General features: G+C 67.6%; 22 protein-coding genes. 16 read left to right on the top strand and 6 right to left on the bottom strand.

Annotated elements, in window-relative coordinates:
- Positions 1-309: 309 nt before the first annotated feature.
- Positions 310-1,086, bottom strand: a complete 777-nt coding sequence (locus tag AC1DEL_RS21685; protein WP_477126217.1) for an enoyl-CoA hydratase — start codon at positions 1,084-1,086, stop codon at positions 310-312.
- Between the two features lie 252 nt (positions 1,087-1,338).
- Here AC1DEL_RS21685 and AC1DEL_RS21690 point away from each other — a divergent pair, with 252 nt between their 5' ends.
- The 4 genes from AC1DEL_RS21690 to AC1DEL_RS21705 are packed head-to-tail and all read left to right on the top strand — an operon-like array spanning position 1,339 to position 5,515.
- Positions 1,339-1,899 (top strand): lipid-binding SYLF domain-containing protein, encoded by a 561-nt coding sequence (locus AC1DEL_RS21690; RefSeq protein WP_092299003.1) that lies wholly within the window; start codon positions 1,339-1,341, stop codon positions 1,897-1,899.
- Between the two features lie 22 nt (positions 1,900-1,921).
- Positions 1,922-3,226, top strand: coding sequence for an LssY C-terminal domain-containing protein (locus tag AC1DEL_RS21695; protein ID WP_477126218.1), 1,305 nt, complete (start codon positions 1,922-1,924; stop codon positions 3,224-3,226).
- The gene (locus AC1DEL_RS21700; RefSeq protein WP_092299006.1) at positions 3,223-4,449 is read left to right on the top strand and encodes an LssY C-terminal domain-containing protein; all 1,227 of its coding nucleotides are present in this window, start codon (positions 3,223-3,225) and stop codon (positions 4,447-4,449) included. Before AC1DEL_RS21695 ends, AC1DEL_RS21700 begins: the two co-directional genes overlap by 4 nt.
- On the top strand, positions 4,436-5,515 hold the full coding sequence (locus AC1DEL_RS21705; RefSeq protein WP_092299009.1) for a lipase family protein: 1,080 nt from the start codon (positions 4,436-4,438) through the stop codon (positions 5,513-5,515). Before AC1DEL_RS21700 ends, AC1DEL_RS21705 begins: the two co-directional genes overlap by 14 nt.
- Positions 5,516-5,532: 17 nt before the next feature.
- On the opposite strand, the gene AC1DEL_RS21710 is transcribed toward AC1DEL_RS21705, so the two are convergent.
- Entirely contained in the window at positions 5,533-5,757 is a 225-nt protein-coding gene (locus AC1DEL_RS21710; RefSeq protein ID WP_255370941.1) for a hypothetical protein, read from the bottom strand.
- A 307-nt stretch (positions 5,758-6,064) separates the two neighbouring features.
- On the opposite strand from AC1DEL_RS21710, the gene paaG reads away from it, so the two are divergent.
- The 3 genes from paaG to paaK are packed head-to-tail and all read left to right on the top strand — an operon-like array spanning position 6,065 to position 8,679.
- Entirely contained in the window at positions 6,065-6,889 is an 825-nt protein-coding gene (paaG, locus tag AC1DEL_RS21715; protein WP_477108283.1) for a 2-(1,2-epoxy-1,2-dihydrophenyl)acetyl-CoA isomerase PaaG, read from the top strand.
- A gap of 54 nt (positions 6,890-6,943) precedes the next feature.
- Positions 6,944-7,378, top strand: coding sequence for a hydroxyphenylacetyl-CoA thioesterase PaaI (paaI, locus tag AC1DEL_RS21720; RefSeq protein ID WP_441593351.1), 435 nt, complete (start codon positions 6,944-6,946; stop codon positions 7,376-7,378).
- A complete protein-coding gene (paaK, locus tag AC1DEL_RS21725; RefSeq protein WP_092299017.1) occupies positions 7,375-8,679 on the top strand; it encodes a phenylacetate--CoA ligase PaaK in 1,305 nt (434 codons plus the stop codon). Before paaI ends, paaK begins: the two co-directional genes overlap by 4 nt.
- A 21-nt stretch (positions 8,680-8,700) precedes the next feature.
- On the opposite strand, the gene mltA is transcribed toward paaK, so the two are convergent.
- Complete coding sequence (gene mltA, locus AC1DEL_RS21730) at positions 8,701-9,795, bottom strand: murein transglycosylase A (protein WP_477126219.1); 1,095 nt, start codon at positions 9,793-9,795, stop codon at positions 8,701-8,703.
- Positions 9,796-9,974: 179 nt separating this feature from the next.
- Here mltA and AC1DEL_RS21735 point away from each other — a divergent pair, with 179 nt between their 5' ends.
- Entirely contained in the window at positions 9,975-10,172 is a 198-nt protein-coding gene (locus AC1DEL_RS21735; RefSeq protein ID WP_092299023.1) for a hypothetical protein, read from the top strand.
- A gap of 13 nt (positions 10,173-10,185) precedes the next feature.
- On the opposite strand, the gene apaG is transcribed toward AC1DEL_RS21735, so the two are convergent.
- Complete coding sequence (gene apaG, locus AC1DEL_RS21740) at positions 10,186-10,560, bottom strand: Co2+/Mg2+ efflux protein ApaG (protein WP_092299026.1); 375 nt, start codon at positions 10,558-10,560, stop codon at positions 10,186-10,188.
- Between the two features lie 260 nt (positions 10,561-10,820).
- Here apaG and rpe point away from each other — a divergent pair, with 260 nt between their 5' ends.
- The 8 genes from rpe to AC1DEL_RS21780 all read left to right on the top strand — a co-directional run bounded on the left by rpe (position 10,821) and on the right by AC1DEL_RS21780 (position 18,200).
- Positions 10,821-11,522: a ribulose-phosphate 3-epimerase gene (gene rpe, locus AC1DEL_RS21745; protein ID WP_092299461.1), complete on the top strand. Its 702-nt coding sequence runs from the start codon at positions 10,821-10,823 to the stop codon at positions 11,520-11,522.
- Between the two features lie 17 nt (positions 11,523-11,539).
- The gene (gph, locus tag AC1DEL_RS21750; protein ID WP_477126220.1) at positions 11,540-12,286 is read left to right on the top strand and encodes a phosphoglycolate phosphatase; all 747 of its coding nucleotides are present in this window, start codon (positions 11,540-11,542) and stop codon (positions 12,284-12,286) included.
- Between the two features lie 448 nt (positions 12,287-12,734).
- Positions 12,735-14,252 carry an anthranilate synthase component I gene (gene trpE, locus AC1DEL_RS21755; protein ID WP_477126221.1) on the top strand — a complete coding sequence of 506 codons (1,518 nt, stop codon included), beginning with the start codon at positions 12,735-12,737 and terminating at the stop codon, positions 14,250-14,252.
- A 23-nt stretch (positions 14,253-14,275) separates the two neighbouring features.
- Positions 14,276-14,845 (top strand): aminodeoxychorismate/anthranilate synthase component II, encoded by a 570-nt coding sequence (locus AC1DEL_RS21760; protein WP_441593356.1) that lies wholly within the window; start codon positions 14,276-14,278, stop codon positions 14,843-14,845.
- 56 nt (positions 14,846-14,901) lie between these two features.
- Positions 14,902-15,930 (top strand): anthranilate phosphoribosyltransferase, encoded by a 1,029-nt coding sequence (trpD, locus tag AC1DEL_RS21765; protein ID WP_092299037.1) that lies wholly within the window; start codon positions 14,902-14,904, stop codon positions 15,928-15,930.
- A gap of 6 nt (positions 15,931-15,936) precedes the next feature.
- Positions 15,937-16,740 carry an indole-3-glycerol phosphate synthase TrpC gene (trpC, locus tag AC1DEL_RS21770; RefSeq protein ID WP_092299040.1) on the top strand — a complete coding sequence of 268 codons (804 nt, stop codon included), beginning with the start codon at positions 15,937-15,939 and terminating at the stop codon, positions 16,738-16,740.
- A gap of 15 nt (positions 16,741-16,755) precedes the next feature.
- Positions 16,756-17,409, top strand: a complete 654-nt coding sequence (locus tag AC1DEL_RS21775; protein ID WP_092299043.1) for a CYTH domain-containing protein — start codon at positions 16,756-16,758, stop codon at positions 17,407-17,409.
- 17 nt (positions 17,410-17,426) lie between these two features.
- Positions 17,427-18,200: a uracil-DNA glycosylase gene (locus AC1DEL_RS21780; RefSeq protein ID WP_441593361.1), complete on the top strand. Its 774-nt coding sequence runs from the start codon at positions 17,427-17,429 to the stop codon at positions 18,198-18,200.
- A gap of 14 nt (positions 18,201-18,214) precedes the next feature.
- On the opposite strand, the gene AC1DEL_RS21785 is transcribed toward AC1DEL_RS21780, so the two are convergent.
- Together AC1DEL_RS21785 and AC1DEL_RS21790 are read right to left on the bottom strand one after the other, a co-directional pair.
- The gene (locus AC1DEL_RS21785) at positions 18,215-18,505 is read right to left on the bottom strand and encodes an acylphosphatase (protein WP_092299047.1); all 291 of its coding nucleotides are present in this window, start codon (positions 18,503-18,505) and stop codon (positions 18,215-18,217) included.
- 172 nt (positions 18,506-18,677) lie between these two features.
- Positions 18,678-21,035 carry an FUSC family protein gene (locus tag AC1DEL_RS21790; RefSeq protein ID WP_092299049.1) on the bottom strand — a complete coding sequence of 786 codons (2,358 nt, stop codon included), beginning with the start codon at positions 21,033-21,035 and terminating at the stop codon, positions 18,678-18,680.
- Between the last annotated feature and the right edge of the window lie 28 nt (positions 21,036-21,063).

Consider the following 21,063-nt stretch of genomic DNA (forward strand, 5'->3'; position numbering starts at 1 on the left):
AACCTACGTTTCGTCAACAGGTCAGCGAAGTTTTTTTCGCCGCGGTCAGCGCTGGAAAACTCCTCAGCCCGACCACCCATCAACCCCGCAGCCCTTGTCGCTGCTGCGTTTGCAGCGCGGTTTGTGTTGCGAGGGGACGAATAGTAGGCCCGTTTCCAAGGCTTTGCAACACGCTTGTCATGCCACCGTGCGTGACAAGCGCGCATTATCCAGACAAACCCTTGATCGATAAGGAAATTCCACTCCGCAGAATATTTTTGCCGCGGGATAATACCCCTCAACTGGCCTCGGGTATTCCCTAGTCAGTACTCAACGATGCTTGAAATCAGGTGCGCGTTTCTCCACAAACGCGGCCATGCCTTCCTTCTGGTCTGCCGTGGCGAAGGTGGCGTGGAACAGCCGGCGCTCGAAGTGGACGCCTTCATTCAGTGTCGTCTCATAGGCGGCGTTCACGGATTCCTTAATCATCATGACCACGGGCAGCGAATAGCTCGCGATGGCGTCCGCCGCGGCGAAGGCTTCCTCGAGCAACTTGTCGGCGGGCACCACGCGCGATACCAGCCCGGCACGTTCCGCCTCCGCCGCGTCCATCATGCGGGCCGTCAGGCACAAATCCATCGCCTTGGCCTTGGAGACCGCGCGCGGCAGGCGCTGGGTGCCGCCGGCGCCGGGCATGGTGCCGAGCTTGACCTCGGGCTGGCCGAACTTCGCGCTATCCGCGGCGAGGATGATGTCGCACATCATCGCCAGTTCGCAGCCGCCACCCAGCGCATAACCGGCCACCGCGGCAATCACGGGCTTGCGGATGCGCCGGATGGTTTCCCAATTCCGGGTGATGTAATCGCCCTTGTAGACGTCGATAAACGAATACTTCGCCATCATCCCGATATCGGCACCCGCCGCGAAGGCGCGCTCGCTGCCAGTAATGACGATGCAGCCGATCGCCTCGTCCTGGTCGAATGCGGTCAGCGCGGCACCGAGTTCGTCCATCAGCGCGTCGTTCAGCGCGTTCAACGCCTTGAGGCGGTTCAGCGTCACCAGGCCAACGCGCCCGCGCGTTTCCACCAGGATGTTCTCGTACGACATGTCTGCTCCTCTCTCTCTATCAATGGGATTAGGTCTGCTGCCAGCCCACGATACTGGCGCGCGGGCGGCGTGGCGGTCAAGCGGGAAGACCGGCGCGACGCTTGCGCGGCGCCATACCGTCGCCTAATCTGAACCCACGATTTTGCGGTAACACTTACAAAAAGCGCCGCACCTCCTATTGCGCCGAGCGGCATCCCAGATGCTTTGCCAGCATCCGCATTCGACTCCGTCGATGCGGAGAAGGGAGCCATCATGAATCGTCGCACGGCCACATTCTCCTTAATCCCCCTGATCGCCTTCCCCGGCCTCGCCTTTGGCGCGAGCAAGGCGGAAGAGCAGGCTGAAGTACGCAAGGCTGCGCAAAATGCCCTGAATGCGCTTTACAAGGCGCAGCCGGCGGCGCGCAAGCAGGTCGAGTCCGCCGCCGGCTACGCCGCGTTCAGTAACTTCGGCATGAAGATCCTGCTGGCGGGGAGCGGCAAGGGGGAAGGCATCGCCGTCAACAACAAGACCAAGTCCATGGTCTATATGAAGATGGTCGAGTTGCAGGCCGGGTTGGGCATCGGCGTGAAGAAATTCCAGATGGTCTGGGTGTTCGAGAACGACAAGGCGCTGAACGAATTCATCAACTCTGGCTGGACGATTGGGGGGCAAGCCACCGCCGCCGCGAAAACCGGTGACAGCGGCAGCGCCTTCCAGGGCGCGGTGGCCGTCGCGCCGGGGATCTGGGTCTACCAGATCACGGACAGCGGGCTGGCCGTCGAACTGACGGCCAAGGGCACCAAGTATTACAAGGATGAAGACCTGAACTGAGTCGCCCTGCGCGTGCGCCGCCATGTCGCCCGGGCATTCGCGGGCCGGACTGGCCGCCTGGGTGGCGGCGACCATCGGCATGGCCGTGCTCGTGACCGGTTGCGCCGGCCCGGCGCCCGAGTCCGGCGCCGGCTACCGGGACCGCATGCGGTCACGTTCGGATGGCGGCGTCAACGTGTCCGTCTCGGTCCTGTCCGCGACGGAGAGCGAAGCGCTCTACGGGGTGCCGCTGGCGAAGCGGGGCATGCAGCCGGTCTGGGTCGAGATCGACAATGAGACAGATCGCCCGATCTGGCTCATGTACGTAGGACTGGACCCCAGCTTCTTCCCCAGCTCCGAAGCCGCCGATATCTTTGCCGCCGATGCCTCCCGCGAAGCGCGGCGCGAGGCCGCCGAGCGATTTGGCCGCCTCGCCTTCCGCAACCCGGTACTCCCCGGCCAAACCCGTTCGGGCATGGTCCTGACCCACCTCGAGGAAGGCGTCAAGCTGATCCAGCTCGACCTCGTCGCCAAGGACCACGCCCACGCCTTCTCGATCTTCACCGTCGTGCCGGGCTTTCGCGGCGATTACCAGACCAGCGCCGTCTTCCGCCGCGAGGTCTATCCGCCCGACCAGATTCGGGACTACGACGATGACGACGCCTTCCGCGCGGCGCTCGAGGCCCTGCCCTGCTGTGCCACCAACGAGGGCGGCAGCAAGCCCGCCGATCCGCTCAACCTGGTGATCGTTGGCGGGCTGGACGATGCCTTCCCGGCCCTCGTGCGCCGCGGCTGGCGGCCGACGGAGACCAAATGGTCGGGCGCCATCATGCGAGTTGTCTCATCGGCACTCTCAGGCGAGCGCTACCTCAACGCGCCCGTCAGCGACCTCTACCTGCTCGGCCGCCCGCAGGACCTCGCGCTGCAGAAGGCGCGCGACACCATCCACCAGCGCAACCACCTGCGGCTCTGGCTCAGCCCCCTGCGCTATCGCGGCAAGCCGGTCTGGGTCGGCCAGATCAGCCGCGACATCGGCAGCCGCCTGACCATCCACTCGCCCACGCTGACCACGCACAAGATCGACCCGGATGTCGATGAAGCCCGCACCGCGCTGGCCGAGGACATGGCGTATTCGCAAAGCCTGGTGATGATCGGTTACGCCTCGGGCGTCGGCGCCGCCCCGCCCGAGCAGCCGCGCCAGAACCTGACCACGGACCCGTACTACACCGATGGGGACCGCCTGGTGATGGTGTTCGACCGCCGGCCCGTGTCGCTGGACAGCATCCAGTTCTTCCGCTGGCAGGACCACGACGCCCAGCGCCGGGCCACCCCGGGGATCGGCCGATGACCCTGCGGCGATTCTCCCTGCGCTGGCTGCCCGCGCTCTTCCCGATGACGTTCCTCGCCTGGCTGCTGGCCGGCTGCTCCACCTGGCAGCCGCCAACCACAGACGCGGTGACCGCGCTGCGCGCCCGCGCGGAGACCACGTCCAAGCAGGGCATCACGCTCCGCGCCGCCGTGCTGAGCCAGGCCGACACCGACCGGATGTTCGGCATCGACATCCGGGGCACGGGGGTCCAGCCGGTATGGATCGAGGTGGAGAACGCCTCCGAGCGGTCAATGATCCTGCTCCGCACCGGCACCGATCCGGACTACTTCTCGCCGCTCGAAGTGGCGTGGTCCGTGCATAGCTGGTTCGACCGCAAGTCCAACGCGCGGCTGGACGAGTGGTTCAACCGGCAGGGCTTCCGCAATCCGATCCCGGCCGGCGCCACCCGCTCCGGCGTGGTGTTCACCAATCCGTCGCGCGGCACCAAGCTGCTGAATGTCGACCTGCTCGGCGATCAAACCCTGATCGCCTTCACGCTGTTCCTGAGCGTGCCGGACGATGCCAGCCACCCGGACTTCTCGCGCAAGCTGTTCGCCTATCCGCCCGCCGCCGTGACGGACTATCCCGACCTCGGCAGCCTGCGCGCCGCGCTGGAGCGCCTGCCCTGCTGTGCGACGGACGCCGCCGGGCAGGGCGTGGGCGAGCCGCTGAACGGCATCGTCGTCGGCGCCGTGGCGGATTTCAGCGCGGCCATGATCCGCCGCAACTATCGGCGCAACCAGCAGGACTTCGACAACGCCCAGCGCGTGTTCGGCCGGATTCCGGACGCGGTGCTGCGCAAGCAGGCGCAGGCGGGGGCGCCGGCCACGTGGATCCGCGTCTGGCTGGCGCCCATCAGCTATCAGGGGCGGCCGGTGTACCTGCTGCAGGTTGGCCGCCCGGTGGGGGGGCGCTTCGCGGCGGCCGATGTCGCGCAGCTGATGCATGGGGATGTCGATGAGGCGCGCAACCTGATGGTCCAGGACTGCATGTATTCGGAGGGCCTGGAGAAGCTGGCCTTCGTCCGGGGCCCCACGCCGGTGCCGCTGGCGCAGGAGCGGGCCACCTTCAGCGGCGCCCACTACCACACCGACGGGCGGCGGGCGGTGATGTTCTTCGTGCTCCGCCCGCTGAGCCTGTCGGACATCGACATCCTGGACTGGGAGCCGATCGTCGAAGGGGAGTCCCATGCGCGCGAGTAGCCTGGCGTTGGTACTGGCGTTGGCGTTGGCCCTGGCGGGCTGCGCCTCGAAGCCGCTGGTGCCCTACTCCACCGAGACCCCGCCGCTGGTCCTGCTGCCCGCCGCCGCCGCCGGCGTGGGCGATGGGCGGGCGCGCTTCCGCGAGATCTTCTGCGCGATCCTGCAGACCCGCCAGCAGACCGTGCCCGACTATCGCCCGTGCGAGGAAGCCCTGACGCGCGTCGGCACGGAGCCGTCCGGCACCGGCAAGCCGGCCGACCTCGGCCCTGCGCGCCGGCCACTGGTGGCGATGGTCGTGCCCGGCATCGGCTTCAATTGCTTCGCGCCGTGGCTGAATCCGCCCGATGCCGTGGGCAAGCACCTGCGCGAGTTCGGCTATGACGGGGCGATGCTGTCGGTCGATGCGCTGTCCAGTTCCGCCTACAACGCGCGCCAGATCCGCGATGCGGTCATGGCCACGCCGCTCGACCCCGCTGGGCCGCGACTCGTACTGATCGGCTATTCGAAGGGCGCGCCTGACATCCTCGAGGCCCTGGTCAACTACCCGGAGATCCTCGGCCGCGTGGCGGCGGTGGTCAGCGCGGCGGGCGCGGTGGGCGGCTCGCCGCTCGCCAACGATGCCGAGCAATATCAGGCGGACCTGCTCCAGCACTTCCCCGGCTCCACCTGCCAGCCCGGCGATGGCGGCGGCGTGATGAGCCTGCGGCCGGCCGTCCGCAAGGCCTGGCTGGCGGCACATCCGTTGCCGGCGGGGCCGCGCTACTACTCGCTGGTGACGTTTCCCCAGCCGGGGCGTATTTCGTCGATCCTGACGTCGAGCCATGAAAAGCTGGCGCAGATCGATCCCCGCAATGACAGCCAGATGCTGTTCTACGATCAGGTGATTCCGGGCAGCACGCTGCTGGCCTACGTCAATGCGGACCATTGGGCACTCGCCGTGCCAATCGCCCGCACGCGCACCACCGTCGCCGCGCTGTTCGTCACGCAGAACGCCTACCCGCGCGAGGCGCTGTCAGAGGCGCTGCTGCGCTATATCGACGAGGAACTGGCGAAACCGGCGCGCTAGATCCAGAGATCCGCCTATTAATACTTGATGTCGCGCGCGGTCTCCCGGCCTTGCTGCTTGGTCTGGCGCTTGTCCTGCCGGCACTGCGGATTGCTCTTCTGGTCGTTGGCGCGGCAATCCTGCTTCGTCTCCCGCGATCCCTGACGGGTGTCCTGGCGCACGTCGCGCCCTTCGCGGCGTTGCTGGGCCTGCTCGGTGGCCGAGGCCGTGGCGGGCACCACGGGTAATACCAGCGCCGCCATCAGGACGGCCAGCCATGGATTCCATTTGCGCATACGGGCCTCGCAGAGGTGATGAAAGCGCTAGCTCACGCGCTAACCGTAGTCGAAGGGCAAGAATTGTCAAATCTGCGAGGGGATGGCAGTCGGCCTGATCGAGGCGGCTGCGCGTAACCCCATCTTGCGCCCAATCCGCAGGCCTACTATTATTTGCCGACCGACTGGTCGGTTTATTTAATTGCGCGCGATGGCTGTCTACAATGGCCGGGCGCGCATCGTGGCGTCAGATCCACTCACCGACCCGGAGAACAATATGGCGCAGGAGACAACCATGCCCCCATCCTCATCGTCGGCCACGGCCCGGGCGACGCTCGACGCCGGCCCGATCCTGCTGCGCTGGCAGGGCGACGTGGCCGTGGTCACGCTGAACCGCCCCGACAAGCTCAACAGCTTCACGCACCAGATGCACGAGGCGCTGGTCGCCGCGCTCGACCACGTGGAAGCCGGCGGCGCCCGCGCCCTGCTGCTGACCGGTGCCGGACGCGGTTTCTGCGCCGGCCAGGATCTTGCCGATCTCGATTTCACGCCCGGCCACAGCACCGACCTCGGCGAACTGATCGACACCTGGTTCAACCCGCTCATCCGCCGCCTCCAGGCGCTCCCGCTGCCCGTGGTGGCGGCCGTCAATGGCACGGCAGCCGGCGCTGGCGCCAACCTCGCGCTGGCCTGCGACATGGTGCTGGCGGCCCGCTCGGCCTGCTTCATCCAGGCCTTCGTGAAGATCGGCCTGGTGCCGGACTCCGGGGGCACCTGGCTGCTGCCCAAGCGGCTCGGCATGGGCCGCGCGATGGGGCTGGCGATGACCGGCGACCGCCTCAGCGCTGACGAAGCCGAGAAATGGGGCCTGGTCTGGGAAGTCATGGACGACCCCCTGCTGGCCGAACAGGCGATGGCGCTGTCCACCCACCTCGCCGCCCAGCCCACCCGCGCGCTGGCGGCGATCAAGCGGGCGATGTACGCCAGCGCCACGAACACGCTCGACACCCAGCTCGACCTCGAACGCGACCTCCAGCGCGACCTCGGCCAGTCGCACGACTACACGGAAGGCGTGAACGCCTTCCTGGCGAAACGCGCCCCGCACTTCACCGGCCGATAGCCCGCTGCCCAACATCGCCCCCTATATATATATAGACAGCCCGAGGAGACCCGCTTGCCCCAAGACCCCCAGGCCCTCGCCGAAGCGGCCGCCGCCGCCATGTATGAGGCCGATGCGTGCAGCCGCTGGCTCGGCATCGTCGTGGAAGCCGTGCGCCCCGGGTACGCCCGGCTCTCGATGCCGGTGCGGCCCGAATTTCTCAACGGCCACGGCATCTGCCATGGCGGGCTGATGTTCACGCTCGCCGATTCCAGCTTCGCGTTCGCCTGCAACAGCCACAACATCAACACCGTGGCCGCCGGCTGTTCGATCGAGTTCCTGCGCCCGGTGCACGGCGGCGACGTGCTGACAGCCGAGGCCCAGGAGCAGGTGCTGTCCGGCCGCCACGGCGTCTACGACATCCGCGTGTCCAACCAGGCCGGCGAGCCGGTGGCGATGTTCCGGGGCAAGTCCGCCCAGATCAAGGGCCACGTGGTGGAGCCGACATGAGCGCGCGCCTCACCGACCTGCCGCTGGAGCCCATCGAGACCGCCAGCCGGCAAGACCTCCAGGCCCTGCAGCTCGATCGCCTGAAATGGTCCGTGCGCCATGCCTACGACCATTCGCCGGTCTATCGGCGCAAGTTCGACGCCGCCGGGGTCCATCCGGACCAGATCCAGTCGCTGGCGGACCTGGCGCGCTTTCCGTTCACCACCAAGCAGGACCTGCGCGACCACTACCCGTTCGGCATGTTCGCCGTGCCGCAGGACCAGATCGCGCGCATCCACGCGTCCTCCGGCACTACGGGCAAGCCCACGGTGGTCGGCTACACACTGCGCGATATCGATACCTGGGCCACGGTCATGGCGCGCTCGATCCGCGCCTCGGGCGCGCGGCGCGGCGACAAGGTCCACGTCAGCTACGGCTACGGCCTGTTCACGGGCGGGCTGGGCGCGCACTACGGGGTGGAAAAGGCCGGACTGACGGCAATCCCGTTCGGCGGCGGCCAGACCGAGCGCCAGGTGCAACTGATCCAGGACTTCAAGCCCGAAATCATCATGGTCACGCCCAGCTACATGCTGGCGATTGCCGATGAATTCGAGCGGCAGGGCATCGACCCGGCCAGCACCTCGCTGCGCATCGGCATCTTCGGCGCCGAGCCGTGGACGCCCGAGATGCGCCTGGCCATCGAGCGCCGCATGGGCATCTCGGCGGTCGATATCTACGGATTGTCCGAGGTGATGGGCCCCGGCGTGGCCAACGAATGCGCCGAGACCAAGGACGGCCCGACGATCTGGGAGGACCACTTCTACCCCGAGATCATCGACCCGGACACCGGCGAAGTGCTACCCGATGGCGAGTTCGGCGAACTGGTCTTCACCTCGCTGACCAAGGAGGCGATGCCGGTGGTCCGCTACCGCACGCGCGACCTCACGCGGCTGCTGCCGGGCACGGCGCGCGCCGCGTTCCGCCGGATGGAGAAGATCACCGGCCGCACCGACGACATGATGATCGTGCGTGGCGTGAACGTGTTCCCGTCGCAGATCGAGGAATTGATCCTGAAGCACGCCGAACTGGCGCCGCACTACCAGTGCGTGCTGGGCAAGGAAGGGCCGATGGATACGCTGACGGTGCGCGTGGAATGCGCCCACGGCGCCGAGCCCGAGGGGGCGCAGCACGCCCGGTCGGGGCTGGTCCACGATATCAAGGCGTATATCGGCGTCACCGCCGCCATCGAGATCCTGCCCGAAGGCGGCGTGGAGCGGTCGGTGGGCAAGGCGCGGCGCATCGTGGATCAACGGCCGCGCTAGCCCGAAGTGGAAGGCTGCCGCTTAGCTGCGCGGCATCAGCACCCACATCCGGCCGCCCTGCTTCATGCGGCCGGCCGTCTCGCCGGCGGCGTCGCCGGCACCCCAGAAGAAGTCGGCCCGCACGCCGCCCTTGATGGCCGAGCCGGTGTCCTGCGCGAACATCAGGCGCTGGATCGGTTCGGTCGAGAGCGGCCGGGTGGTCGAGAGGAACACCGGCACGCCCAGCGGAATCGTGGCCGGATCGACGGCAATCGACCGCTCGGCCGTCAGCGGCACGCCCAGCGCGCCGACCGGGCCGTCGTTGTTCGGCGGGAGTTCGCGGAAGAAGACGTAGCGCGGATTCACGTTGAGCATCTCCTCCACGCGGGCCGGATTGGCGCGCGCCCACGCCTTGATGCCCTGCATCGTGGCCTGCGCGGACGTGATCTCGCCCCGGTCGAGCAGCCATTTGCCGAAGGACCGGAACGGCTGGTCGTTGGTGCCGCCGAAGCCGACGCGCATCACCGAGCCATCGGGCAGCCGGATACGGCCCGAACCCTGAATCTGGAGGAAGGCGGCTTCCACGGCGTCGTCCACCCAGACCACCTCGTTGCCGCGCAGCGCCGGGTTGCGCAGCAGCTCGGCCCGGGCCGGCAGCGCGCCCTTGCCCAGTTGCGGCGGACGGCGGTACAGCGGAATCTGGAAGGTGCCCTGGCGCGTGCGCGACCCGTGCAGGATCGGCTCGTAATAGCCGGTGATCAGGCCGCTATCGGTGCCGTCGCCATTGATCACGCGGAACGGCTGGAAATGGGTCTCGAAGTACTCGCGCATGGCGGCGAGGTCGCCGGCATCCACCATCAGGCCGACAGCGCAGACGCGGTTCCAGTCGGCGCGCTTCTTCAGGGCCTGGCAGCTGGCCTGCAGCGCGGGCCAGGCGGCGCGCACGTCGTCCTGGCTCCAGCCGCCGATCTCGGCCCAGCTCGCCGGCTGCAGCCGGCCGGCGTTGGCGGAGGGCGGCGGCGTCGGGGTGCCGGGCGTGCCGCCCGGGCCTTCCACGCGCGGCGGCGGGCCGCTCATGCAGCCGGCCAGCAGCACGGCTGCCCCGGCCAGCGCCAGCCACGTGCGCCATCCAGCCATGGATGTCACCGATTTCCCGCCCGTTGCCGGCCGGTTGCACGGAGATACCGCCCCAAAGGATTCCTGATATGCCATCGTCTTCGTTGTTAGCACCGTGCGCGCGCTGCACGGCGGCACGCATGTCCTACAATCTCGTACCTGTCTGACCGATCCACGCCTCGATCCCGATCCTGATCCCGATGAGCCAGTTCTTCGAAGACCATCCCACCCTGCTGCTCGCGGCCGAAGCCGGCGTGGCGCTGTTGCTGCTGATCTTCATCGTGGTCTGGACCATGGGCACGGCGCGCAAGCATCCGCGCCCGAGCCGCGCGCCCAAGGATCATCCATCCCGGACCGCCGAGGCACCGAAGGACGCAGACCCGCCGCCCGCCGCCTGAGTTCCCGCCAGTCTTAGTGGAGCATGCGCGGCAGCACCAGCGCGAACTCGGGAATCGGCACCTCGAAGCGATGGCCATCCTCGGCCACGCAGAAGTACAGGCCCTTCATCGACCCCACCGGGGTGGAAATCGTCGCCCAGCTCGTGTATTCGAAGTGCTCGCCCGGCTTGAGCAGCGGCTGATGGCCCACCACGCCGAGGCCGGCCACTTCCTGCGCGGCGTTGTCGCTGTCCGTGATGGTCCAGTGGCGCGAAATCAGCTGCGCGGCCACTTCGCCGGTGTTGTGGATGGTGATGGTGTACGCGAACGCGAAACGTCCGCGATCGGGGTCCGACTGGTCGGGCAGGTACTGGGTGCGTACCGCCACGGAAAAAGCGTACTCGCTCATTGCTGGCTCATGCGTCGACCGGGATCGACGGATCGGATGGAGGATCGGGGCGGCCTGCGGCGCCAGGCGCCACGGTCGGGTGTCCGCATTGTGCGGCAAGGCCCCGGCAGGGGCAAGCGGGCGGATTTTGGGCGTGGTTGGGCGGGATTCTGGGCGACGCCGGCGCCAGGGGCCCGGTCCGGCGTAAAATACGCGCCATTCCCATGCCGACGATCCGGATGCCGGCCGGGCCACCCGCCCCGCCCGCACCGCCCCACACCATGAGCACGCCCACCTACCGCATCGCCCCGTCCATCCTGTCCGCCGACTTCGCCCGCCTGGGCGAGGAAGTGCGCCGCGTCACCGAAGCCGGCGCCGACTGGATCCATTTCGACGTGATGGACAACCACTACGTGCCGAACCTGACCGTGGGCCCGCTGGTCTGCGAGGCCATCCGCCCGCACGTGACCGCCCCGATCGACGTGCACCTGATGGTGCGCCCGGTAGACCGCATCATCCCGGACTTCGCCAAGGCGGGCGCCAATATCATCACCTTCCACCCGGAGGCGAGCGATCACATCGACCGTTCGCTGGCCCTCATCCGCGACCACGGCTGCCAGGCCGGCCTGGTATTCAACCCGGCCACGCCGCTGCACCACCTGGACCATGTGATGGACCGCCTGGACGTGATCCTGCTGATGTCCGTCAACCCGGGCTTCGGCGGCCAGTCGTTCATTCCCGAGACACTGAACAAGCTGCGCGCCGTGCGCGCCCGCATCGACGCCTACACGGCCCGCACCGGCCGGCAGATCCTGCTGGAAGTGGACGGCGGCGTGAAGGTGGACAACATCGCCGAGATCGCCGCGGCCGGCGCGGACACCTTCGTGGCCGGCTCCGCCGTGTTCAGCAAGCCGGACGCCGATGGCGGCTACCGCGGCGTCCTCGGCCAGCTGCGCGACGCGCTGGCCACGGCTGGCCGTTGAGCGGGCGGGCCGGACAGATGGGTCTTGAAATCCTGCGCCGCACGGACTGGAGCGGCATCGAGGCGGTGATCGTCGATCTGGACGGCACCATGGTCGATACGGCGGGCGACTTCCACGCCTCCGTCAACGCGATGCTGCTGGCGTTGGCGCACCTGCATCCGCACCTGGGGCCGGTGGCGCCGATGTCCACCCAGGAGATCGTCAGCTTCGTCGGCAAGGGCTCGGAAAAGCTGATCCGCCGGGTGCTGGACGCGCGCTTCTCGCCGCTGCACGCCAACGGCCTGTTCGCCGAGGCCTACGCGCTCTATGACCGCGAGTACGTGCGCATCAACGGCCAGTTCTCGGCGCTCTACCCCAATGTGCGCGAAGGGCTGGCGGCGCTGAAGGCGGCCGGGCTGCGGCTGGCCTGCGTGACCAACAAGCCCTGGAATTTCACCGAACCGCTGCTGGCCAAGACCGGCCTGGCGCCGTTTTTCGAACTGGTCTACGGCGGCGACGCCTTCGCGCTGCGCAAGCCCGATCCGTTCCCGCTGCTCAGGGTGGCCGAGGCATTCCGCCTCGATCCGGCCGCCGTGCTGGCCATCGGCGACTCCGAAAACGACGCGCAGGCGGCCCGCGCGGCCGGCATGGGTGTGCTGTTGGTGCCATATGGCTACAACCATGGGAACCCTGTACAAGGCGTTGACGCCGATGGTATAGTCCCCGACATTGCCCGCGCCGCAGCGCTTGTTACCGCACAGCGCGCACAGCGGGTACCACGCTGAAAACTCCATGTTTCTCAACCGCAAACGCATCTTTTCTGGCAGTGATCGGCAGGCCTGGCCCTGGCGTCGCTGGCGCGCCTCTGAACAGGCGTAAAGTGCGTTCGCGAGTCACCTGACGGACTTGCCGGGCCGGACCAAGCTGCTTCACGCGGCCAGCCGCCCCCGACGAGTTCCGGTTCCGCCGGACCCGGCCACGCCACACCAGGCCGGCCTCCGCGCCGATCCCCAGATCCCTCCGCCAGCGCCGTAGCCGCATGTGCTACGGTTAGCTCAAGAACGCGCCGCACGCCACGCCCGGCCGTGTGCGCGCTTGTGCGCCTTCGTGCAAGCCCTTCGCACCACGGTCCGCCCCCGGGGCGGGTTGCCAGCGTTGCCAGCCCTCCCCTGCCGACACAAGCGGTGCCGCGCCCCACATCCGATACGCGGGTGCCGCAAGAAGAGGATCGACATGACCGAACTGGAATTCAAATCGCTGGCCGACCAGGGCTACAACCGTATTCCGATCATCGCCGAGGCGCTGGCCGACCTGGAGACGCCGCTCTCGCTCTATCTGAAGCTGGCTCAGTCGCAAACGCGCGGCGTGAACACCTTCCTGCTGGAATCGGTGGTGGGCGGTGAGCGCTTCGGCCGCTATTCGTTTATCGGCCTGCATGCCCGTACGCTGCTGCGCGCCTACGGCCAGCGCGCCGAGGTGGTCACCGACGGCAAGGTCGTCGAGACCCATGAAGGCAATCCGCTCGACTTCATCGCCACGTTCGAGAGCCGCTTCAAGGTGGCCATGCGCCCCGGCCTGCCGCGCTTCTGCGGCGGCCTGGCCGGCTACTTCGGCTACGACGCGGTGCGCTATATCGAGAAAAAGCTCGCCGACAGGCAGAAGCCGGACGATCTCGACCTGCCCGACATCCAGCTGCTGCTGTGCGAGGAACTGGCGGTCATCGACAACCTGTCCGGCAAGCTGTACCTGATTGTCTACGCCGACCCGACCACCCCCGAAGCTTACCCGCGCGCCCGCCAGCGCCTGCGCGAACTGCGCATGAAGCTGCGCCAGCCGGTGGACGTGCCGGTGACCAGCCCGTCCGTGCAGTCCGAGGTCTACCGCGAATTCGCCAAGGCGGACTACATCGCCGCCGTGCACAAGGCCAAGGAATACATCATGGCCGGCGACATGATGCAGGTGCAGATCGGCCAGCGGCTGGTCAAGCCCTACCGCGACTCGCCGCTGTCGCTGTACCGCGCGCTGCGCTCGCTGAACCCGTCGCCCTATATGTATTTCTACAATTTCGGCGATTTCCAGGTGGTGGGCGCCTCGCCGGAGATCCTGGTGCGCCAGGAAACCCGCAAGGTGGGCACGAACGGCGATGCCGACAGCAAGCACATCGTGACGATCCGCCCGCTGGCCGGCACGCGCCCGCGCGGCAGCACGCCCGAGCGTGACGCCCAGCTCGCCACCGAACTGCTCAACGATCCGAAGGAGATTGCCGAGCACGTGATGCTGATCGACCTGGCGCGCAACGACATCGGGCGCATTGCCGAAACCGGCACGGTCAAGGTGACCGACAAGATGGTCATCGAGAAGTACTCGCACGTGCAGCACATCGTCAGCTCGGTGGAAGGCACGCTGCGCGAGGGCATGAGCAATCTGGACGTTTTGCGTGCCACCTTCCCGGCCGGCACGCTGTCCGGCGCGCCCAAGGTGCGGGCGATGGAAATCATCGACGAACTGGAGCCCCGCAAGCGCGGCATCTATGGCGGCGCGGTGGGCTACCTGTCGTTCGGCGGCGAAATGGACCTCGCCATCGCCATCCGCACCGGCATCATCAAGGACGGCAATCTCTATGTGCAGGCTGCCGCCGGCATTGTCGCGGACTCGGACCCCGAGGCCGAATGGAGGGAAACCGAGGCGAAGGCGCGCGCCGTGATCCGCGCCGCCGAGCAAGTCCAGGACGGCCTGGACGCCGACCTCTGACCCCAGGAACTGGAGAAACGACCATGCTGCTGATGATCGACAATTACGACTCGTTTACCTACAACCTGGTGCAGTACTTCGGCGAACTCGGCGCCGATGTGCGGACCTACCGCAACGACGAGATCACCCTCGAGGAGATCGAGGCGCTCAACCCGGAGCGCATCTGCGTGTCGCCCGGCCCGTGCAGCCCGAAGGAAGCCGGCATCTCGGTGGCCGTGCTGCAACACTTCGCGGGCAAGATCCCGCTGCTGGGCGTGTGCCTCGGCCACCAGGCCATCGGCGAGGCATTTGGCGGAAAAGTGATTCGCGCCAAGCAGGTGATGCATGGCAAGGTCAGCACCATCGAAACCACCCAGGAAGGCGTGTTCGCCGGCCTGCCCCGGCACTTCGACATCACGCGCTATCATTCGCTGGCGATCGAGCGGGAGACCCTGCCCGATTGCCTGGAAGTGACCGCGTGGACGCCGGACGGCGAGATCATGGGCGTGCGCCACAAGACGCTGGCCGTGGAAGGCGTGCAGTTCCACCCGGAATCGATCCTGTCCGAACACGGCCATGCGCTGCTGGCCAACTTCCTGAAGGTGCCGCGATGAGGCGGCTCGATCCCGCAACGTTCGCCCCCGCCCCCGACCCTATTCAAGAATCCGCCATGTCCATCACGCCGCAGGAAGCGCTGACGCGCTGCATCGAACACCGCGAGATCTTCCATGACGAGATGCTGCACCTGATGCGGCAGATCATGCAGGCGCAGATCTCCCCGGTGATGGCGGCCGCCATCCTGACCGGGCTGCGCGTGAAGAAGGAAACCATCGGCGAGATCTCGGCGGCGGCGCAGGTGATGCGCGAGTTCGCCAACAAGGTGCCGGTGACGGACCGCGACAATTTCGTCGATATCGTGGGAACGGGCGGCGATGGGTCGCATACGTTCAACATCTCCACGGCGTCGATGTTCGTGGCGGCAGCCGCCGGCGCGAAGATCGCCAAGCACGGCAACCGGGGCGTGTCGTCCAAGTCGGGCAGCGCCGATGTGCTGGAGGCGCTGGGCGTGAACATCATGCTCACGCCGGAGCAGGTCGGCCAGTGCATCGAGCAGACCGGCATCGGCTTCATGTTCGCGCCGACGCACCATCCGGCCATGAAGAACGTCGCCCCGATCCGCAAGGAGATGGGCGTGCGCACCATCTTCAACATCCTCGGCCCGCTGACCAACCCGGCGGACGCCCCCAATATCCTGATGGGCGTGTTCCACCCGGACCTCGTCGGCATTCAGGTGCGCGTGATGCAGCGCCTGGGCGCCAAGCACGCCATCGTCGTGTACGGCAAGGACGGCATGGACGAGGTCTCGCTCGGTGCCGCCACGCTGGTCGGCGAACTCAAGGATGGCGAGGTGCGCGAGTATGAGATTCACCCGGAGGACTTCGGCCTGTCGATGATCTCCAACCGGGGCCTGAAGGTGGCCGATGCCGTGGAATCGAAGGAGATGCTGCTCGAAGCGCTGACCGATGTGCCGGGTACGCCGCGCGAGATCGTCACGCTGAACGCCGGCACCGCGCTCTACGCAGCCAACGTGGCCAGCTCGATCGAGGACGGCATCGAACGCGCCCGCAAGGCCATCGCCAGCGGCGCCGCCCGCGAGAAGCTCGACCAGTTCGTGCGTGCCACGCAGCAATTCAAGTAATCCGCCATGTCCGACATCCTGCAAAAAATCCTGGCCGTGAAGGCCGACGAAGTGGCCGCCGCGCGCAAGAAGCGCGACCTGCCCAGCCTGCGCGCCGAGGCCGAGGCCCTGCGCACCGAGCCCGGCCTGGCGCCGCGCGGCTTCGAGCGGTCCCTGCGCGAGAAGATCGCGGCGGGCCACGCGGGCGTGATTGCCGAGGTCAAGAAGGCATCGCCGTCCAAGGGCGTGCTGCGAGAGCATTTCGTGCCCGAGGCCATTGCCGAGAGCTACGCCAGCCACGGCGCGGCCTGCCTCTCCGTGCTGACCGATGTGAACTTCTTCCAGGGCCATGCCGATTTCCTGAAGCGCGCGCGCGGGGCCTGCCCGCTGCCGGCGCTGCGCAAGGACTTCATGGTCGACCTGTATCAGGTCTACGAGGCCCGTACCTGGGGCGCCGACTGCATCCTGCTGATCGTGGCCGCGCTGGACCCGGGCCTGATGGCCGAACTGGAAGCCTGCGCGCTGGAACTGGGCATGGACGTGCTTGTGGAAGTGCACGGCGCCGACGAACTGGACCACGCGCTGCGCCTCAAGACCCCGCTGGTCGGCGTGAACAACCGCAATCTGCGCACCTTCGAGGTCTCGCTGGAGAACACGCTGGACCTGCTGCCGTCGATGCCGCCGGAGCGGCTGGTGGTCACGGAGTCCGGCATCCTCGGCCCGGCCGATGTGAAGCGGATGCGCGACGCCAACGTCAACGCGTTCCTGGTGGGCGAGGCGTTCATGCGCGCGCCGGATCCGGGCGTGGAACTGGCACGGCTGTTCGCATAACGACGGATCGCTGCCATGCCGCGTGAAATCGAACTGAAGCTGGCCGTGCCAGACGCCGCGCTGGCGGCCGTGGCCGCGTGGCTCGATGCCAACGGCGAGGCGCGCGGCGAAACCACGTTGCTCAACGTCTACCTGGACACGCCCGCGCGCGACCTCGCCCGCCAGCGTGCCGCGCTCCGACTGCGCCAAAAGGGCGACCAGAAGGGCAGCCAGTGGCTCCAGACGCTGAAGACCGCCGGCAGCAGCCAGGGCGGGATGGCCTCGCGCAACGAGTGGGAGTGCGACGTGGCCGGCGAGGCCATCGAGCTGTCCCGCTTCCCCGACGAGGCGCGCGCCGTGCTGGCGCCGCTGGCCGACCATCTGGCGCCGGTATTCCGCACCGATTTCGTCCGCCGCACATGGATCGTCATGCAGGACGGCGCGCGCATCGAAGCCGCGCTCGATACTGGCAAGATCACCGCGCCGGGGCAGGCCCAGGTCGAGACCATCCAGGAACTCGAACTCGAATGGCTGCCGGGCGATGACAACGGCGGGGCCGACGACAGCCAGCTTGCCGAAGCCGCGCTGCGTGCGTTCGCCGCGCGGCTGTCCCATGTGGCGCCGCTCACCCCGTCCGATCTGAGCAAGGCCGCGCGCGGCTATCGCCTGACGGGCGGCGAACTCTCCTGACGCTCTCCCCTCCCCGCATGCAAGCCGACTTCTTTGCTGCACCCGTGGCCGCCGAGCCTCCTGCCATCGCCCCTTTGCAAACCCAGGTCGATGCGCTGCCCGCCGCGTGGCGCACCCTGCTCGCGCCGTGCCTCGGCCATGCCGCGTGGGACGAGTTGGCGCGCTTTGTCGATGGCGAGCGCGCCGCCGGCAAGCCGGTGTTTCCGCACGCGGTCTTCCACGCGCTGCACCTGACCCCGCCCGATGCCGTCAAGGTCGTGATCCTGGGGCAGGACCCGTATCACGGCACCGGCGTGGTCGGTGGCGCGGAGATTCCGCAGGCGCACGGGCTGGCGTTCTCGGTGCCCGAGGGCGTCAAGGTGCCGCCGAGCCTTCGCAATATCTTCAAGGAAATCGGTGCCGAGTACGGCGCCGAGCCCACGCGCGCCTCCGGCAATCTGGAGGGCTGGGCGCGCCAGGGCGTGCTGCTGCTGAACACCGTGCTGACCGTGGAGCAAGGCCAGGCGGCCAGCCACGCCAAGCGCGGCTGGGAGGCGGTGACCGATTGCCTGATCCACGCGCTGGCGGCGTCGCAGCCCAATCTCGTGTTCCTGCTATGGGGCAGCCATGCGCAGGCCAAGCGGGCACTGCTCGATGGGCAGACCGCGCACACGCATTGCGTCCTGGAGGCGCCGCATCCGTCGCCGCTGTCCGCGCATCGCGGATTCCTGGGTTGCGGGCATTTCCGGCAGGCCAATGACTGGCTGGAACGGCATGGCCGGGCGCCGATTGATTGGCTGAAGGCCGACTAAGCGCTGTCTAATATTTAAGCAGTCGGCAGCCAGCGGAACCCGCTGAAGGGCCCTTCGTCGTCCGCCGGGGTCATCTCCACCTTCGACACCTGCGCGGCCGGCGGGCCCGCCGCCATCCACGTCCGCAGCGCCTCAAGCGGGTCGCGCGGCCCCTGCGCGATCACCTCGACCGTGCCATCGGTCCGGTTGCGCACCCATCCCACCAGCCCCAGCGCCACGGCGCGGTCCGCGCAGGCCGCGCGATAGCCCACGCCCTGCACGCGGCCATGGGCGATGAGATGCCAGGTTTCATGGATGGCTGTCATCGGTGATTCTCCGTTTGAGGTGCTGCGGGCGCCTGCCCTCTCCCCCAGCCCCTCTCCCGGAGGGAGAGGGGAGCAAACCATTACCCTTCAGCCGCTGCCTGTGGTCTCCCCTCGCCCGCTTGCGGGAGAGGGGCCGGGGGAGAGGGTCGGCGCATCCAGTCGCACGGTTCTTTCAATCCTTCTCCGCCATCGACCGGCCAATCGCGCCGGTGCGCAGCGCGATCTTGGCGGCGTCTTCGCGCAGCGCGCGCAGGCGGCGCTCCAGCACCGCGTTGGCGGCGCGGCCGGTCGAACTCGCGCCCGACTCGGCAGGTTGCGCGGCGGCATCGCGCTCGTCCGCGCCGATCTCGCCCGCCGCGGCGGCCTGGACCAGCACGTCCGCCTTGCGCCGATCCGCCGAATCGGCGATCCGTGCGCGGCGCTCGCTGGCTTCGTCGTCATCGGCGGCGGCCCCTGCGACCAGTTCGTGCGGCGGCAGGCCCACCCCGGCGACGGCAGTTTCCGTCGGCGTGCGGATAAAGCCAGCGCCGCGCGGCCCGTGCCGCTCCTCGCCCGCCAGCCGTTCGCTGGCCAGCGTCAGGCTGCGCGTGGCGGCTTCCGTGGCCTGCTCGATGGCCGCCTCGGCCGCCGGCACGTCCAGTTCCTCGTAGTGCTGGCGCACCTGGATGCGCGCCGCCGCCACATGCGCCGCCACCAGATAGTTCTGATTGATGAAGCGGCTCAGGTTGTCCACGGCGCGGTGCCGGCTGCGCGGTTCGTCGAGCATGCGCTGGAACGAGGCGATCAGCGCCGACAGGTTGTCCATGAACTGCTTGCGCTGTACGCGGTAGGCAAAGTCGTCCTGGGCGCGGCGCAGCAGCAGGTCGCGCGTGGCGGCGATATAGCGCCGGTTGGCCTGAAGCACGTTCTCCACCAGCTTCGGAATCGCCCGGTATTCCCAGCTCGGCAGCACAAAGCTGAAGATGGACGCGATCACGCCGCCGATCACCGTATCGATCAGCCGCTCGCCCACTACGGTCTGGCTGCCCGGCATCAGCAGGTTGATCTGGATCAGCACCTGCACGCAGGCGGCGATGGCCGTGTAGCGGTACTTGATGGTGGAAAACGCCGAACTGGCCACCAGTGCCACGTAGAGCACCGCCAGCAGCGCCAGCGGCTCCGTCACCACGCGCAGCACCACCACGCTGATCAGGCAACCAATCAGCGTGCCGATCAGCCGGTCGTTATAGCGCTGCTTGGTCAGGCTGTAGTTCGGCTTCAGGATTACGACAATCGTGAGAAGAATCCAATAGCTGTGCGACGCATACGGCAGCCGGTCGCCCAGCCAGAGCCCCACCGCCACCGCCATCGTGATGCGCAGCGAGTAGCGAAACGCCGGCGAGCGCCAGCGCAGGTTGTCCAGGATCACGCCCAGCTCGTACTTCTGGCGGGTCAGGAACGGTGTCATGTCCGACCCCGGCATCACCTTGGCCGGCTCCACCGGTGTGCGGGACGCCTCGTGCAACTGGCCGACCAGCGTGATGGCACCGCGAATCATCTCAATCGTCTCCGCGACCGCCGTCATGGCCGCCGCCGACACGTGGTGATGTCGTAATTGTTCGATTTCCGTCGTCACGGCGCGCAGGTCGGGGCCGTAGTCATGGGCGCTGTACGAAGGCTTGCCGCGTGTGACGTCGTAGGCGATTTCCTCGAGATCCTTGCCCAGCCCACGTACCAGCCGCCGTATCGCGTCCAGCGCCGGCGTGCCACCGAAGGTCTGGCGCAGCAAGGGATAGTCGGTGTTGGTGGAAAGGATGTACTCGTAGAGATCGAGCATCCGCAGGTGCACGCGTACCAGCAGGCCGTCACGCTTGGTGCGGTTTCCACGCAGCACCAGATCGCGCGCCGCCTGCTGGCGCTCGGCCACCACGATCTGCTGGCGCACCAGCTGGTTGAACTGTTCCTCGTAGTCGGTGCCGGCATCGTAGAAACCTGCCTTGATCTCGAGGTAGTGAGACATTTCGTACAGCGACTCGGCTAGTATCTGCTGGCGCGTGCGCCGCTCCATGACCCAGCTGACCGCCATCGCATAGGCCATGTAGGCCACCGCCCCGGCCCCGAACAGCCCGGCATGGACGAACGCCTTCTGGAGCACGAAGTCCTCGTTGACGGTGAGCGTCATGACGAACAATGCCGAAAACTGCAACGGCATGGTCTTGTTGCCATAGACCGTCATCATGCCGGCGAGGAAGGTCACCAGCACCAGCACCCACGGCAGCACGCGCGGGAACGGCGTGGCCAGCGCCACCACGGCGGTCACGGCGGTACACAGCAGCACGCTGGCCAGCATCTCGTTGAACTTGTGGTTCAGCGGGCTGGGCAGGTCCATCAGGCTGGTGCAGAGCGCGCCCATCGACACGACCATGGCGCTGGGCAGGTCCATGACCTGCATGGCCAGCAGCGTGGCGCCGATGACCCCCGTGGCCGAGCGCAGGCCACGGTAGATATAGTGGGAGAACAGAAACGTACGAGGATCGTGCGCGTATTCCATGGGGCGATGTTGGGCTGGCGGACGATGG

This window comes from Cupriavidus sp. 10L43_2 (assembly GCF_056395265.1).

What these genes read in the sequence shown, in the direction of transcription:
- AC1DEL_RS21685 (WP_477126217.1), bottom strand. Translation starts at nt 1,086, where the DNA reads ATGTCGTACGAGAACATCCTGGTGGAAACGCGCGGGCGCGTTGGCCTG.
- AC1DEL_RS21690 (WP_092299003.1), top strand. Translation starts at nt 1,339, where the DNA reads ATGAATCGTCGCACGGCCACATTCTCCTTAATCCCCCTGATCGCCTTC.
- AC1DEL_RS21695 (WP_477126218.1), top strand. Translation starts at nt 1,922, where the DNA reads ATGTCGCCCGGGCATTCGCGGGCCGGACTGGCCGCCTGGGTGGCGGCG.
- AC1DEL_RS21700 (WP_092299006.1), top strand. Translation starts at nt 3,223, where the DNA reads ATGACCCTGCGGCGATTCTCCCTGCGCTGGCTGCCCGCGCTCTTCCCG.
- AC1DEL_RS21705 (WP_092299009.1), top strand. Translation starts at nt 4,436, where the DNA reads ATGCGCGCGAGTAGCCTGGCGTTGGTACTGGCGTTGGCGTTGGCCCTG.
- AC1DEL_RS21710 (WP_255370941.1), bottom strand. Translation starts at nt 5,757, where the DNA reads ATGGCGGCGCTGGTATTACCCGTGGTGCCCGCCACGGCCTCGGCCACC.
- paaG (WP_477108283.1), top strand. Translation starts at nt 6,065, where the DNA reads ATGCCCCCATCCTCATCGTCGGCCACGGCCCGGGCGACGCTCGACGCC.
- paaK (WP_092299017.1), top strand. Translation starts at nt 7,375, where the DNA reads ATGAGCGCGCGCCTCACCGACCTGCCGCTGGAGCCCATCGAGACCGCC.
- mltA (WP_477126219.1), bottom strand. Translation starts at nt 9,795, where the DNA reads ATGGCTGGATGGCGCACGTGGCTGGCGCTGGCCGGGGCAGCCGTGCTG.
- AC1DEL_RS21735 (WP_092299023.1), top strand. Translation starts at nt 9,975, where the DNA reads ATGAGCCAGTTCTTCGAAGACCATCCCACCCTGCTGCTCGCGGCCGAA.
- apaG (WP_092299026.1), bottom strand. Translation starts at nt 10,560, where the DNA reads ATGAGCGAGTACGCTTTTTCCGTGGCGGTACGCACCCAGTACCTGCCC.
- rpe (WP_092299461.1), top strand. Translation starts at nt 10,821, where the DNA reads ATGAGCACGCCCACCTACCGCATCGCCCCGTCCATCCTGTCCGCCGAC.
- gph (WP_477126220.1), top strand. Translation starts at nt 11,540, where the DNA reads ATGGGTCTTGAAATCCTGCGCCGCACGGACTGGAGCGGCATCGAGGCG.
- trpE (WP_477126221.1), top strand. Translation starts at nt 12,735, where the DNA reads ATGACCGAACTGGAATTCAAATCGCTGGCCGACCAGGGCTACAACCGT.
- AC1DEL_RS21760 (WP_441593356.1), top strand. Translation starts at nt 14,276, where the DNA reads ATGCTGCTGATGATCGACAATTACGACTCGTTTACCTACAACCTGGTG.
- trpD (WP_092299037.1), top strand. Translation starts at nt 14,902, where the DNA reads ATGTCCATCACGCCGCAGGAAGCGCTGACGCGCTGCATCGAACACCGC.
- trpC (WP_092299040.1), top strand. Translation starts at nt 15,937, where the DNA reads ATGTCCGACATCCTGCAAAAAATCCTGGCCGTGAAGGCCGACGAAGTG.
- AC1DEL_RS21775 (WP_092299043.1), top strand. Translation starts at nt 16,756, where the DNA reads ATGCCGCGTGAAATCGAACTGAAGCTGGCCGTGCCAGACGCCGCGCTG.
- AC1DEL_RS21780 (WP_441593361.1), top strand. Translation starts at nt 17,427, where the DNA reads ATGCAAGCCGACTTCTTTGCTGCACCCGTGGCCGCCGAGCCTCCTGCC.
- AC1DEL_RS21785 (WP_092299047.1), bottom strand. Translation starts at nt 18,505, where the DNA reads ATGACAGCCATCCATGAAACCTGGCATCTCATCGCCCATGGCCGCGTG.
- AC1DEL_RS21790 (WP_092299049.1), bottom strand. Translation starts at nt 21,035, where the DNA reads ATGGAATACGCGCACGATCCTCGTACGTTTCTGTTCTCCCACTATATC.